Here is a 14014-nt window from a genome sequence, read left to right as displayed (position 1 = left end):
ACGAAACAGGCAGGATCGGAGAAAACAATGAATGTCGTTCCAAAAGTGGGCAAATGCCCCGTGGCGCATGGCGCAACCAATATGAGCATTCGGCAGAACCGCGACTGGTGGCCGAACCAGCTGAATGTCAGCATGCTGCATCAGAATTCGCCCGCGGCCAGCCCGATGGATGCGGATTTTAACTACATTGAAGAGTTCAAGAAACTCGACCTGGCGGCGGTGAAGCAGGACCTCCATGCCCTGATGACGGACTCGAAAGAGTGGTGGCCAGCCGACTTCGGACATTACGGTCCATTTTTCATCCGTATGGCCTGGCACAGCGCCGGTACCTACCGCACAGCTGACGGTCGTGGCGGATCGACCTCGGGTGCGCAGCGGTTTGCGCCGCTCAACAGCTGGCCCGACAACGTCAATCTCGACAAGGCGCGCCGGCTGATCTGGCCGATCAAGCAGAAATACGGCAACAAGATTTCCTGGGCGGATCTGATGATTCTGACCGGCAACGTCGCGCTGGAATCGATGGGCTTCAAGACGTTCGGCTTTGCCGGTGGACGCCGCGATGTGTGGGAGCCGGAAGAAGATATCTATTGGGGTTCGGAAGAAACATGGCTCGACGACAAGACCCGCTACAGCGGCGAGCGTGATCTCGAAAATCCTCTGGCCGCAGTTCAGATGGGCCTCATTTATGTGAACCCTGAAGGTCCCGGTGGCCAGCCGGATCCGCTGGCGTCGGCGCGGGATATTCGCGACACCTTTGGCCGCATGGCGATGAACGACGAGGAAACCGTCGCGCTGATCGCCGGTGGTCATACATTCGGCAAGACCCACGGCGCCGGTGACGCCGGACTGGTCGGAGCTGATCCCGAGGCTGCAGGCATTGCAGAGCAGGGCCTGGGCTGGACCAGCAAACACGGAACCGGATTTGGCGCTGACGCGATCGGGAGTGGTCTGGAAGTGACCTGGACGCAGACGCCGACCGAGTGGAGCAACCATTTCTTCGACAACCTTTTCGGTTTTGACTGGGAGCTGACCAAGAGCCCAGCGGGCGCATGGCAGTGGCAGCCGAAGGATGGTGCCGGTGCTGGCACTGTTCCGTCTGCGCATGATGCTTCCAAGCGCATCGCGCCGTCGATGCTCACATCAGACCTGGCGCTCAGGTTCGACCCGATCTACGCACCGATTTCGAAGCGGTTCCATGAGAACCCTGCCGAATTTGCCGATGCGTTTGCCCGAGCCTGGTTCAAGCTCACGCACCGCGATATGGGTCCCAAGACCTGCTATTTCGGCCCGGAAGTGCCTGCAGAAGACCTGTTGTGGCAGGATCCGATCCCTGCGGTTGACCATCCGCTGGTCGATGCCAATGACATTGCTGACCTGAAGGCCAAGATTGCCGCATCTGGTCTGTCGGTTGCTCAGCTGGTATCCACGGCATGGTCTTCGGCTTCGAGCTTCCGCGGATCCGACAAGCGCGGCGGTGCAAACGGCGCTCGTGTCCGTCTTGAGCCGGCGAAGAACTGGGATTCCAACGAGCCTGCGAAGCTTGCCAAGGCACTGGGCGCTCTCGAAGAGGTCCAGATGGCCTTCAACGACGGCCGTTCAGACGGCAAGAAGATTTCGATGGCCGACCTGATCGTTCTGGCGGGATCCGTCGGTATCGAACAGGCTGCGAAGGCCGTGGGCCGGACAGTCGAGGTTCCGTTCGCTCCAGGACGCATGGATGCATCGCAGGACCAGACTGATGTTGAATCCTATGATGTTCTCGCGCCAGCAGCTGACGGGTTCCGGAATTACCTCAAGACCAGATACACGAGTGCGGCCGAGGAGCTGCTGATTGACAAGGCTCAGCTGCTGACGCTGACTGCACCTGAGATGACGGCTCTTCTTGGTGGCTTGCGTGTTCTTGGTGTCAATCATGGCGAATCCAAGCACGGCGTTCTGACTGAAAACCCTGGTACGCTGACCAACGATTTCTTCGTCAACCTGATGAGTATGGACACCAAATGGACGGCTGTCGATGAGGACGAAGAAGAGTTCGAAGGTCGTGATCGTGCGACCGGCGAATTGAAATGGACAGCCACGCGCGTTGATCTGGTGTTCGGTTCGAACTCCCAGTTGCGCGCCATCGCCGAGGTTTATGCCCAGAGCGATGCCAAGGACAAGTTTGTCCGGGATTTCGTGGCAGCCTGGACCAAGGTGATGAATGCAGACCGCTTCGATCTCGCGGTAGCCTAATCAAGAAAGCTGGGCGCGAACAGGATTCTGTTCGCGCCCGGTTTGCGTCTGAGGCCAAACGCTGGGTCTGTTTTTTGATCGTCTAGCTATGTCGCAGTGTCGGCGCTGTCAGCCGCGACCGCTTCATGCATGTTGCGCAGCAGGTCAGGGTCCGCCGACTGGATACGGCTCCAGTTTGGGATGAAGGGCGTTTCCATCGGATTTTCGAGGAAGATATGGCCGGCGGCGACAATATTGGCTGCGAACAACTCCACAGCTTCCTCTTCCTGGTGCCGGTCGGTGTAGAGACCGTTCATCAGAGCATCATTGTGATACATCTCGATCAGATCGAGCGCGGTGCGATAGTAGGTTGCCTTGATGGTCCGGAAGGTTTCCTGATTGAAGACTACGCCGTCCGTTGCCAGTTTGCGGAACAGGGCCTTGGAAATGTCGACCGACATACGCGACAGCCCTTGCGTCGCGTCGGCCTTGGACAGTTCCTGGTGCTTGTGGTCGTAAGCATCCGAAATATCCACCTGGCACACGGATCGGTTCGACAGGTTGCGCCAGACCTCTGACAGAACGCCAATCTCCAATCCCCAGTCCGATGGAATGCGCATGTCGGGCAGCATGCTGGCCCGCATCGCGAATTCGCCGGCGAGCGGATAGCGGAACCCCTTGAGGTATTCGATGTAGTCGAGGTGGCCGCAGACCTTCTGGATCGACAGAAGCAGCGGTGAAACCAGAAGCCTTGATACCCGTCCATTCAGTTTTCCATCTGCGATACGTGGATAGTAGCCCTTGCAGAACTGATAGGGAAAAGCCGGATTGGCGACCGGGTAGACCAGACGTGCCAGCATCTCGCGGGAATAGGTGGTGATGTCGCAATCATGCAGGGCCACAACATCCGCGTTCTGTGAGGCCAAGGCGTAGCCGATGCAGTACCAGACATTGCGCCCCTTGCCGGGCTCATTTGGCGCAAGACCCGCATCTTCCAGCTTCTGGTGGATCGCCTTGAGCCGTGGACCGTCATTCCAGAGGATTGAGTGCTTCTGCGGCAGGCGTGAAAAATACTGCCGGGCAAACCGATAATCTTCCGCATTGGCCTGATCAAGTCCGATGATGATGTGGTTGATGTAGCTGGCGCCACTCAATTCATCGAGAATGTTGGACAGGGCATCCCGGCCAAGCTCCGACATCAGTGACGGCAGGATAAGGGTAATTTTTCGAGTGGCGGAAAACTGGCGCAACTGGCCTTCCATCATCTCCAGCGGCATGCGGGTGAGGTTGTGGAGAGTTGCCACGCTGCCATTCTGGTGAAAGTCGGCCATTGGGGATCCTATTTCTTCGCTGCTGTGTTGAGCAGCGACATGATGATTTCATTCCATCCCTTGGGGCCGAAAGATTTTGCCCGGATGATCTGACCTGTGGCTTCACCGGGACATCGCGGCAGGCCGCGATGGGCGGGATTGGGAATGATGACGCCAAGGTCAGCCTGTTCAATCATTGCCAGATCATTGCTAGCGTCACCGAGCGCCACGATGAACGGATTCTCGCCGCCTTTGGCATATCGGCTGGCGATCTCCAGCATGCGCTCGGCCTTGTTGCCGCCGAATGACAGTGTCATGAACCGGCCACCCTGCTGCGCTGTCAGCCCGCTTTCGCTGAGCGCCACGACAAAGTCGCCTTTGTCCTCTTCGTTTCCAAGCCACAGGCCGGGTTCGGAAAACCGACGTGTCTTTGCATTCTCGGCATCAAAGAGCGAGAGCCCGGTTCGCTCGGAGAGCTCTTCTGGGGTCCAGTCGCCAAACGCCTGATACTTACAGCGCAATCTTGGTGGCAGCTCATCCAGCGCCTGACGGATCAACTGGTACTTGTCTTCACTGTCTCCGGTACCGTCCAGACCTTCGAGAATGCCTGATCCGTTTTCGACGATCGCTTCGCAATGGGCGAAGCCCAGTTCTGCACGCAAGGGTATGATCTCTGCAGCTGTCTTGCTTGATGCCAGGATCAGGGGAATGTTCAGCTGGTGCAATTGGTCGAGCGCTGTGTTGGCCGCAGCATGAGAATAGGTCTGGTGATCCAGTAGCGTGCCATCGAGATCACTGAAGACGATCATGTTCTCGATATTGGGTGCGCTCACCATTCAGTTGGTGATCCATCTGCATTGATAGGGCGCGAATTCAAGCTCGCCGCCATACTCGCTGATATCATCTCCGGAAATCAGGTCGCTCCAGGTCTCTCCGCCGATCAGGTTGAGCGACATGACGGGAATCGAGGCCGGCTGGTTGGTGACGTTGTGGATTGCAAAGATGCTCTGCGCGCGGTCGATGCTCTGCCTCCAGAAACCGAAGAACTGCTCGCCCAGTTGAAGCGTGAATTGAGTGGCATTGGGATGAAAGGCGGCTTGCTGGGTCCGTTTCTTGAGGATTGCGGTCAGCGCGGTGAAGACCCGTGCATGGGTGGTCTCGGGATTATCAAGCTGTTCAAGCAAATCGGGATAGTGCCAGCGATGCCGGTTGATCGCCCTGTTGTGTCCAGTCTTCTCAACGCCGTCGTAATCGTTTCCGGTTGCCAGCAACGAGTGGATGTAAAACCCGGGAATTCCTTCGAGACCCATTGCAATGATCTGGCTGCAGAGGAAACGTTCGACGTTCCATTCATCCTCACCGTCGATTGTTCCCTTCAAGGCATCAAACAGCGCGATGTTGATCTCATAGGGCCGCGTGCCGCCATCAGGCATCTTCCGCATGGAGAGCAGTCCGCCAAATTTGACCGCGGTCTCTATCACGCGCTGAATGTCTTCTTCGCTCAACAGGCCTTCGGCCGGCCGCATGCCGATGCCGTCATGGGAGGCGGTGAAATTGAAATAGGTGCATCCGAGCTGCGCCGGCGGCATCGACATCTGCCAGGCATTGAGGTGTTTGGATGTGCCGTGAAGCAGGGCATGGAGCAGCAATGGTGGCAGCGAGAAGTTGTAGACCAGATGGGCTTCGTTCCGATTGCCGAAGTAGCTCAGGTTCTCCGTGTTGGGCACGTTGGTTTCAGTCAGCAGGACGAGTGGTTCTGTGGTGTAGTCTGCGAGCAACCGGATCAGGCGCACGACCTCGTGGGTCTGGCGCAGGTGGATTGAGGGTGAGCCGACCTCTTTCCAAAGAAACGCGATCGCGTCGAGCCGCAAGGTTCTCACACCCTTGGAAATGTGAAAACGCAAGATCCGCAGGAATTCGAACAACACCTCCGGGTTGGAGAAGTCGAAATCCACCTGGTCATGGCTGAAGGTGCACCAGACATGTCTGATCCCGTTGGCGGTCTCGACTTCCCTGAGCAGCGGGTGAGCCCGGGGCCTGACCACCATCGTGAGATCATCGTCTGGAGAGGCTTCGAAAAAGAACTTGTCGTAAGGCTCGTGCCCGAGAAGATACTCGTTGAAGAATGTGCTTTGGCTGGAACAGTGATTGATCACCAGATCCGACATCAGACGGAAATCCTCGGCAATGCGGCCGATATCCTCCCAGGCGCCAAGTCCACTGTCGACCGCATAATAATCGGTGATGGCGAAACCGTCATCCGATGTGTAGGGGAAATAGGGCAGGATATGCACGCCGGTCGCGGTGGTCTTCAAACGGCTTTCCAGAAAATCGAACAGCAGATCAAGCGGCTTGTGCTCGCCATTTATGAATGTGTTGCCGTAGGTGATGATGTAGCTGTCTTTTTCGGACCACAGTGTATTGGCGGCCGCCCGGCCGCGCCGTTTTGGTCGTTCGTCCTGTGGCCAGAAAGCGGCAATGGTCTGGTCCAGCAATGCTGATTGGTCATGATCAGGGTAGATTGATTGCATGAGCATTCGCAGCCCGTCGCGCAACCTTCGCGGAATTGGTTTAGGGAGCGTTGCCGGTTTTTCCGACGCATCTGCATAAAAAACTTCCATGTCCAAATTTTATGCATTTATTTGGATTGCTGGCAAGCCGGTTGGGATGGATTTCATGTTGGCGACAGAAAAGTTCCGCAGATGGGTGCGAGGCCTTGGTCATTGGCGCTGGCATAGATTGTCATTGTCAGTGGAAAATGCTCACTTAATCGGGATGAACTGACACTGCGCCGAACAAGATTGACCCCGGAGCATGTCACAACCATGACCGGTAATTCATGCAATTGAGTAGAAATTGGGTGCTCGGGATCGTTGCGCTGATTGCGATCTTTCTGTCTTTGCTCAGCCTGGAGCATGGCCGGTCGGGGCTGGAAATAACGGGACTGAATGTCGGCACGACGCCAGTCACACTCTACCAAAAGCCGGATGACAAAGGTCCGGTTGTGGTTGTTGCCCATGGCTTTGCCGGCTCCAGACAACTCATGCAGGCCTATTCGCTGACGCTTGCGCAGTCGGGCTACACGGTGCTGGCCTTTGACTCTGAGGGCCACGGTCGTAATCCCGTTCCGATGTCCGGCGATGTAACCTCGGTCGATGGCACGACAGCGCTTCTGGTCGCGCAGACGCGTTGGGTGATCGCCTTTGGACGCGAGTTGCCAGGCGCCGAAAAAGGGTTGGCGCTACTGGGCCACTCGATGGCGACAGATATTCTGGTTCGGGCCGCGATCGCAGAAGGCGAGCAAGGCACGCCTGTCGATGCGGTTGTCGCGATATCAATGTTTTCCCAGGCCGTAACGGCTGAGCAGCCGTCCCGGCTTCTGGCAATCAGTGGGCAATGGGAGGGAAGGCTGCGTGAGGAAGCGCTTGCCAATCTCAGACTGGTTCAACCGGATGCAGAGGAAGGCGAGACTGCTGAGGTGGGAGATGTTTCGCGCCGGGCCGTGGTTGCCCCGCATGTCGAGCATGTCGGCGTGCTGTTCAGCCCAACAGCTTTGCGGGAGTCCAGGGACTGGCTCGACAAGGCATTTGGCAGAGAGAGTACGGGTGACGTGGTTAAGCCGGGCTGGTGGATCCTGCTGCTGATGACCGGGATCGTGCTGCTGTGGCGGCCGCTTGTCAGCCTGTTGCCCCGATCCGCGAATGAAACTGTTGCGGTATCCGCTCGGCGGTTCTGGGTGTCGATCCTGCTGCCGGGAGTGCTGGTGCCGCTGGTAGCAACGCCGCTCTATGTGCCGTTCCTGCCGGTGCTGGTCGCGGATTATCTGATGATCCACCTGGCTCTATATGGAGTGCTGCAATTGCTCATCTTGCGAGGTGGGATGACACTACGTGGCTCGGGCCTGTCGATTGTGGCGGTTCTTGTCCTGATAGTTTGGGGCGTGGTCGTCTTCGGCTTCGCCATGGACCGTTATGTCGCGAGCTTCATGCCAAATGCTGAGCGGATGCTGCTGATCGCCGTTCTTGCTGTCGGGACGGTGCCCTTCATGGTGGCGGATAGCTATGCGACAGGCAGTGGAAGAGGGGCGGTCTGGCGACGCATTGCTGCGCGTCTTGCAGTTCTGGTCTCGCTGGGGATGGCAGCGGCGCTTGATCCGGAACAGTTGATGTTTCTCTTCATCATTCTGCCGGTGCTTGTGCTCTTCTACTTTGTCCACGGTCTGATGGGTCGATGGGTGGCGCAACAAAGCGGAGCCCTGTCAGCGGGGGTGGGCCTTGGACTATGCCTTGCCTGGGCGCTTGGTGTGAGCTTTCCCCTGTTCAGCGCCGGCTGATTTCAAAATTCAGCAATAGCCTTCAACGCCGATTGCCTGTTCGCGTGAATAACGTTCGCCATGGGCAAAGCCTGGGGGAAGAATGCGCTCGATCTCGGCGAGCTGCGTTGGATCAAGTTTCAGCGATGCGCCATTGGCGCAGTCTGCCAGATGTGTCGCTGAGCGTGTTCCCGGAATGGGGATAACATGGTCCCCGCGGCTCAAGAGCCAGGCGATTGCAAGGGCAGGCGGCGTTGTGCCGATGTCGCGGGCATAGTCCTTGAAAGGAGCAACCGCGTTGATGTTGCGGCTCAGATCGGGTTCGAGGAACCTCGGATTGGCCTTGCGGAAATCGGCCTTTCCGAAGTTTGCCGGATCTGGCGTCTGAGCTGCAAATATGCCGCGCCCGACCGGGCAGAAGGCGACAAAGGCAACGCCAAGGTCGTTGCAGGCTTGAACCATTCCCAAGTCGGGCTGCCTGGTCCAGAGCGAATACTCGCTTTGGACTGCCATCACCGGAGCGACCGTATGCGCCAGCCTGAGTGAGGCCGGTGCAATTTCAGAAAAGCCGAACCCGCCGATCTTGCCTTCCTGCACGAACCGCTGAAGCGTCCCGGCAACGTCCTCGATCGCGCGGTCAGCCTCGCGGCGATGGACATAGAACAGATCGACATGATCGACGCCGAGCCTTTGAAGTGAGTTTTCCAATTCTGTTCTGAGATGCTCAGGCGAATTGTCGAAACTGCGTTCACCGGTAGACGGGTCTCGGCAGATGCCTGCCTTGGTCGCAATCCGGAAATAGCCTGGGTGCCTCTTGAGGTAGTTCCCGATCACTGTCTCCGAGACGCCCATGCCGTAGACGTTTGCAGTGTCGATCAGATTTATGCCGAGATCCTTTGCAGCCGCCAGTGTTTCATGGCTCTCCTGCTCGGTGGTTGGCCCATATGGCCCTGCAAAATTCCAGCATCCGAGCCCTATGGCGGAAACCATTGGGCCGGATCTTCCCAATTGACGTTGTTCCATTCGGTACTTCTATAAGCAAACAGCGTTTCGGACAATTCGTCCCGGCATCATAATCCTCCAGAAAGGGCTTGGCGGGCGGCTTCCGATGCAAATCAAAAGGACCGGCCCCAAGGGGAGCCGGTCCTGAATTTTTCTTCACTGCATCAGTGATTTTCAAGCTTAGCCGCACACTTCCTTCACGGCATCAGCAGCAGCCGAAACGACCGTGTCGGCTTCTTCGCGTGTGAGGCACAATGGTGGAGCAAAGCCGAGGATGTCGCCCTGCGGCATGGCACGGGCAATGACGCCGTGCTTGAGCAGAGCCGCAGCAATGGACGGTCCGATCTTCTTTGCCGGATCGAAGAAGATGCGATTGTCCTTGTCGTCAACGAGTTCGACGGCGCAGAGCATGCCTTCGCCCCGGATGTCGCCGACATTCTTGTGACTGCCAAGCGCTTCGGTCATGGCCTTCTTGAAATAGGCACCCGTGTCACCGGCATTGGCGACGAGGCCCAGGCTGTCAATAAGCTTGAGGTTGGCGACGCCAGCTGCTGCGCCGATCGGGTGGGCGGAGTAGGTCCAGCCATGGCCGATGGCGCCGTACTCGTCGGTTCCCTGTTCCAGCACTTTCCAGACCTTCTTGGAAATGATGGACCCCGAAAGCGGCGCATAGGCGGAGGTCAGGCCCTTGGCGATGGTGATGATGTCAGGTTCGATGCCGTAATGAGTGGATCCCATCATCGTGCCCAGACGTCCGAAGCCGGTCACAACTTCATCGGCCACGAGCAGAATGTCGTGCTTTTTCAGGACAGCCTGAATTGCAGCCCAATAGCCCGCCGGTGGGGGTACTAGGCCGCCGGTGCCGAGCACCGGTTCGCCGATGAAGGCGGCAATGGTGTGAGCGCCTTCACGCTCGATCATGGCTTCAAGTTCATTTGCGCAATGGGCGACGAAATCGGCTTCCGACATGGACAGGTCAGCGCGGCGATAATAATAGGGCGCCTCGGTGTGCATCACCTGAGAGAGCGGCAGGTCGAATTTCTTGTGAAACAGCTCGAGGCCGGTCAGCGAGCCGGTCATCAGGCCCGAGCCGTGATAGCCGCGCCAGCGCGAGATGATCTTCTTCTTCTCGGGGCGACCCAGAATGTTGTTGTAGTACCAGATCAGCTTGACGTTGGTCTCGTTAGCGTCAGACCCGGACAGGCCGAAATAGACCCGGCTCATATTGTCGGGTGCGCGGTCGATGACCATCTTGGCGAGCGTTACAGAGGCTTCCGTGCCGTGGCCGACATAAGAATGATAATAGGCCAGTTCCTTGGCCTGGGCGGCGATGGCTTCTGCAACTTCCTGGCGGCCATAGCCGATGTTGACGCAGTAGAGCCCGGCGAAGGCATCGAGCATGCGATTGCCGTCACGGTCGGTGATGTAGACCCCTTCACCGCCGGTGATGATGCGGTTCTTCAATTCGCCGCGGGCGAATTGGGCAAGGTGGGTGGAGGGATGGAAAAAGTGATCGTGATCCCATTGATCAAGCTGATCGTTGCGCAACATTGTCATTTCCTTCTTGATTGCGTCATGCCCAGTCGCGGCAGACATATTTGACTTCTGTGAAAGCTTCCATGCCAAGGCGTGAGCCCTCGCGTTCCAGGCCTGATTGCTTCATGCCGCCAAAGGGGATCGGAGCGCCGGTCACCTTGGTGCGATTGACAGCAACCATGCCGAACTGGAGGGCGCGGCTGGCGCGGTAAATCCGGCGCGGATCCTGGGTGTGAAGATAGGCTACCAGACCATACTCGGTATCATTGGCTCGTTGTAGAGCTTCGTCTTCGGTGTCGAAAGCGGCAATGGCTGCGACTGGTCCGAAGGTTTCCTCATGCATGATCAAGGCGTCAGCTGGAACATCAACCAGCACGGTTGGTTCGTAGAACAATACGCCGGCCTTGTGACGGTTGCCACCGGTGAGAAGGCGTGCGCCCTTGGCAACTGCATCGGCGACATGCTCTTCCTGCTTGGCGACCGCTTTCTCGTTCATCAGCGGACCAAGATCTGGATCGTCCATGCCGACGCCAACAGACAGTCGCGATGCGGCTTCGGAGAACTTCGCGCAGAATGCATCGTAGACCGTGCGCTCGACGAAGAAGCGGTTGGCGCCCAGGCAGTCCTGCCCGGATGTTGCGAATTTCGCCTTGATAGCCTCATCGACAGCCTGTTCCAGATCGGCATCTGCGAAGAGGATGAAGGGTGCGTGACCACCGAGCTCAAGCACCAGCCGCTTCACGGTGTCGGCGCTCTGCCTGTAGAGAAGCTTGCCGATCTCGGTAGAGCCGGTGAACGAAACAGCGCGTACGCGCTTGTCCTTCATCAACGGCTCCACAATCACCGGCGCGACGCCGGTGATGACATTGAATGCACCTGCCGGGAACCCGGCGCGTTCGGCAAGCTCTGCCAGCGCCAGCGCCGAAAAAGGTGTTTCAGCCGAGGGATGAGCGACAACTGTGCATCCTGCGGCCAGTGCTGCACTCGCCTTGCGGGTCAGCATGGCGGATGGGAAATTCCACGGCGTGATCAGGGCTGCGACGCCGACAGGCTCGCGCCAGATCTCGACCTCGGCGTCAGGCAGGTGCGACGTCACGCTTTCAATGTTCGGTCGCTTGGCCTCCTCGGCGAAGAATTCGACAAAGGACGCCGCGTACTCGATCTCGCCACGCGCTTCCGAGATCGGCTTGCCCTGCTCCAGCGTCATGATCCGCGCCAGATCTTCCTTGTGTTCGAGCATCAGCTCAAACCAGCGCCTTAGGATCGTCGAGCGTTGTTGCGGCAGCGTGGAGGACCATGGGCCAAAGGCATGCTGTGCTGCGTCGATTGCACCTGCGCTGTCTGAAGCCGAAAGGCTTGCAACATCACCAAGGTGACTTCCATCAGCTGGATTGGAGACCGGAAGCATCCTGGCTGCAGCGCCAGCTGTCCAGCGGCCTCCAATATAAGAGAACCCGCGAAACAGGGCCGGGTCTGAAAGAGCCAGTGACGTGGTGATGAATTTGGATCTGTCGGTGGACACCGCTGTGCTTTTGGGTTGGTTTGCCATGCCCGAAAGTAACCGTTTGGCGGCAGATGAATTCTCTTATGCGTCCGCGTCTGCCAGAGGTTTCTTCTGTTTTTTGCGTATCACGGAGGCTAATCCATCTCCGGTCCCGGCGTTGTCAGGATGTCGAATGGCGGGATCGTCGAGTGCTTGACCGGTTTGGTGACGATGTAGCTGAAATAGCGTGAAAGCCCGGCGCGGCGGGCCAGAAGATCATCGATCAGCCGCTGATAGCTGTCGATATCGCGGGTAATCACATGCAGCAGATAGTCAAAACCGCCGCCCAGCGCCCAGCAAGACATGATTTCATCATATCCGGAGATGGCTTGCTCGAAGGTCTGGAACGTGGCCGAGCGATGGTTCTCAAGCTCGATCATCACAAAGACCGAGACCTGAGGACCAACATGCCGCAGTTCGATTTCGGCATGATAGCCGGAAATGATCCCGGCCTTTTCCAGTCGGCTCAAACGTTCCCAGCAAGGCGTCGGGCTTAGATTGACCCGTTTGGCCAGCTCTGATTTCGAAATTCGGCCTTCCCGCGAGAGGGTTGCAAGAATCTTTATATCGCGGTCATCGAGTTTGATTGAGGCCATGAGTGTGACTTTTGAGCCAGCATTGAGGGGTTGTCAATTAATGTGATTGAGGCCATCAATAAATCATGACAATTTGGCCTCCGAAATCCGAAGATCTTCGCCGACCTGCCTATAAATCACTTGCCGATGCCCTGGTTCGTGCTGTTGACGCAGGCGAACTGCGCAACGGTGAACGGCTACCGACCCATCGCAATCTAGCTTACGAACTCGGCTTGAGCGTGCAGACAGTTAGCAGAGCCTACGACGAACTTATACGCCGTGGTGTAATCGCGGGCGAAGTTGGTCGCGGCACATTTGTCCGTACTGGCCGCAGTGACACGAAAACGCCCTTCGTGCCGGACAGCCAGAACGAGAAGTTCATTGATTTCTCGATTCTCATGCCTGTCTTCGAGACAATGCACATCACGGAAATGCAGCGTGCCTTGGGGCGGCTTGCAACCGATTTGCCAAGCTCGACAGTTTCGGCTTTTCGGCCTTCCACTGCGCTCAAGAAGTATACGCCCGCCGCTTCCAAATGGCTTGCACGATGCGGTTTGGGCCCTTCCACTCAGGGTTTGCTGCTGACAAATGGCAATACCTCGGCGATGACCATTGCGCTCATGACGGTGGCCAGTTCCGGCGACCTGATCGTTACCGAGGAGCTTGGACACCACACGCTGAAGGCGCTTTCGAGGTATCTGGGATTGCGGATTCAGGGGCTTGAGACTGACCAGGAAGGAATTGTCCCCGCTGCCTTTGCAGCGATTTGCGTAAAATCACAGGTCAAGGGCATTTATTTGATGCCGAGCGGTTTGAATCCGCGTGCGGCCATGATGTCTGCCAAAAGGCGGGCAGATTTGGTCGAGGTGGCGCGGCGCCATGATGTGATGATCATAGAAAACGACGCGTGGGGGCCGCTGCAAACTGGCAGGCCAGACCCGATAGCTGCGATAGCGCCGGAGCGGACCTTCTATTTTACCAGCCTGACGAAGTGCATCATGCCCGGTCTCCGCTTGGGGTTTCTCTCCATGCCCGAGGCGTTTGAATCCGCTGCCTCCAACCGTCACCTGGTGACGAACTGGATGGCCACTCCCCTTATGGCGGAAATCGGCTGCCGCTGGATTGAGGATGGAACCGCAGAGCAGTTGTTGAACTGGCAGATGAAAGCACTTGGCAAGCGCAATGCTCTGGCCGCTGATATTCTGGCGGATATTCCTTTCCTGTCCAGCGAGAACGGCATGCACATCTGGCTTCCCGCACCTGGGACCTGGACTGAAGAGGCTTTCGTGGCCTATGCCCGGCTCAACGGCGTTGCCATCGCGCCCGGTTCCGCGTTCGCGATGTCGGAGACCGCTCGCAACCAGGGCGTCCGCATCTGCCTTGGTGCTGAAACCGTCCAGACGCTCGAGCGTGGGCTGACAATCATTTCACGGCTTGCCCGCAGCAATCCGGAACCGGCACTGCTGACACTCTAGGCGTTAGCGCAAGCCCACCTCGTTCCACCGAAGCCAGGACCGTGCCACTT

The 14014-nt window shown here is 57.7% G+C and carries 10 protein-coding genes; 3 read left to right on the top strand and 7 right to left on the bottom strand.

Annotated features, from left to right (window positions below):
• Positions 1-27 precede the first annotated feature (27 nt).
• Positions 28-2232 carry a catalase/peroxidase HPI gene (gene katG, locus WNZ14_RS00740; protein WP_342866707.1) on the top strand — a complete coding sequence of 735 codons (2205 nt, stop codon included), beginning with the start codon at positions 28-30 and terminating at the stop codon, positions 2230-2232.
• An 86-nt stretch (positions 2233-2318) separates the two neighbouring features.
• Here the strand turns inward: katG and WNZ14_RS00735 are convergent, their stop codons facing one another.
• The 3 genes from WNZ14_RS00735 to WNZ14_RS00725 are packed head-to-tail and all read right to left on the bottom strand — an operon-like array spanning position 2319 to position 6052.
• Positions 2319-3542 carry a glycosyl transferase gene (locus tag WNZ14_RS00735; protein WP_342866706.1) on the bottom strand — a complete coding sequence of 408 codons (1224 nt, stop codon included), beginning with the start codon at positions 3540-3542 and terminating at the stop codon, positions 2319-2321.
• Positions 3543-3550: 8 nt separating this feature from the next.
• Entirely contained in the window at positions 3551-4357 is an 807-nt protein-coding gene (locus tag WNZ14_RS00730) for an HAD-IIB family hydrolase (RefSeq protein WP_342866705.1), read from the bottom strand.
• The gene (locus tag WNZ14_RS00725; protein WP_342866704.1) at positions 4358-6052 is read right to left on the bottom strand and encodes a sugar phosphorylase; all 1695 of its coding nucleotides are present in this window, start codon (positions 6050-6052) and stop codon (positions 4358-4360) included.
• Positions 6053-6360: 308 nt separating this feature from the next.
• Here WNZ14_RS00725 and WNZ14_RS00720 point away from each other — a divergent pair, with 308 nt between their 5' ends.
• Positions 6361-7854 carry an alpha/beta fold hydrolase gene (locus WNZ14_RS00720; RefSeq protein ID WP_342866703.1) on the top strand — a complete coding sequence of 498 codons (1494 nt, stop codon included), beginning with the start codon at positions 6361-6363 and terminating at the stop codon, positions 7852-7854.
• A gap of 9 nt (positions 7855-7863) precedes the next feature.
• Here WNZ14_RS00720 and WNZ14_RS00715 read toward each other — a convergent pair whose 3' ends face one another.
• The 4 genes from WNZ14_RS00715 to WNZ14_RS00700 all read right to left on the bottom strand — a co-directional run bounded on the left by WNZ14_RS00715 (position 7864) and on the right by WNZ14_RS00700 (position 12510).
• Positions 7864-8823 carry an aldo/keto reductase gene (locus WNZ14_RS00715; protein WP_342866702.1) on the bottom strand — a complete coding sequence of 320 codons (960 nt, stop codon included), beginning with the start codon at positions 8821-8823 and terminating at the stop codon, positions 7864-7866.
• Positions 8824-9015: 192 nt separating this feature from the next.
• Positions 9016-10386: an aspartate aminotransferase family protein gene (locus WNZ14_RS00710; RefSeq protein ID WP_342866701.1), complete on the bottom strand. Its 1371-nt coding sequence runs from the start codon at positions 10384-10386 to the stop codon at positions 9016-9018.
• A 22-nt stretch (positions 10387-10408) separates the two neighbouring features.
• Positions 10409-11920, bottom strand: coding sequence for an NAD-dependent succinate-semialdehyde dehydrogenase (locus WNZ14_RS00705; protein WP_342866700.1), 1512 nt, complete (start codon positions 11918-11920; stop codon positions 10409-10411).
• An 89-nt stretch (positions 11921-12009) separates the two neighbouring features.
• Entirely contained in the window at positions 12010-12510 is a 501-nt protein-coding gene (locus tag WNZ14_RS00700) for an Lrp/AsnC family transcriptional regulator (RefSeq protein WP_342866699.1), read from the bottom strand.
• A gap of 65 nt (positions 12511-12575) precedes the next feature.
• Between WNZ14_RS00700 and WNZ14_RS00695 the strand changes: the two genes are divergently transcribed.
• Positions 12576-13964, top strand: a complete 1389-nt coding sequence (locus WNZ14_RS00695; RefSeq protein ID WP_342866698.1) for a PLP-dependent aminotransferase family protein — start codon at positions 12576-12578, stop codon at positions 13962-13964.
• The last annotated feature ends 50 nt before the right edge of the window (positions 13965-14014 follow it).

The organism is Hoeflea sp. AS60, from assembly GCF_038900115.1.
GTDB lineage: Bacteria > Pseudomonadota > Alphaproteobacteria > Rhizobiales > Rhizobiaceae > Hoeflea.
Note: the sequence above shows the minus strand (reverse complement) of the source record. Positions and strands in the feature narration are given on the sequence as shown.

Excerpts from the sequence above, each read along its gene's own strand:
- WNZ14_RS00695 (WP_342866698.1), top strand. The coding sequence starts at position 12,576 with ATGACAATTTGGCCTCCGAAATCCGAAGATCTTCGCCGACCTGCCTAT.
- WNZ14_RS00715 (WP_342866702.1), bottom strand. The coding sequence starts at position 8,823 with ATGGTTTCCGCCATAGGGCTCGGATGCTGGAATTTTGCAGGGCCATAT.
- WNZ14_RS00735 (WP_342866706.1), bottom strand. The coding sequence starts at position 3,542 with ATGGCCGACTTTCACCAGAATGGCAGCGTGGCAACTCTCCACAACCTC.
- WNZ14_RS00705 (WP_342866700.1), bottom strand. The coding sequence starts at position 11,920 with ATGGCAAACCAACCCAAAAGCACAGCGGTGTCCACCGACAGATCCAAA.
- katG (WP_342866707.1), top strand. The coding sequence starts at position 28 with ATGAATGTCGTTCCAAAAGTGGGCAAATGCCCCGTGGCGCATGGCGCA.
- WNZ14_RS00710 (WP_342866701.1), bottom strand. The coding sequence starts at position 10,386 with ATGTTGCGCAACGATCAGCTTGATCAATGGGATCACGATCACTTTTTC.
- WNZ14_RS00725 (WP_342866704.1), bottom strand. The coding sequence starts at position 6,052 with ATGCAATCAATCTACCCTGATCATGACCAATCAGCATTGCTGGACCAG.
- WNZ14_RS00720 (WP_342866703.1), top strand. The coding sequence starts at position 6,361 with ATGCAATTGAGTAGAAATTGGGTGCTCGGGATCGTTGCGCTGATTGCG.
- WNZ14_RS00700 (WP_342866699.1), bottom strand. The coding sequence starts at position 12,510 with ATGGCCTCAATCAAACTCGATGACCGCGATATAAAGATTCTTGCAACC.
- WNZ14_RS00730 (WP_342866705.1), bottom strand. The coding sequence starts at position 4,357 with ATGGTGAGCGCACCCAATATCGAGAACATGATCGTCTTCAGTGATCTC.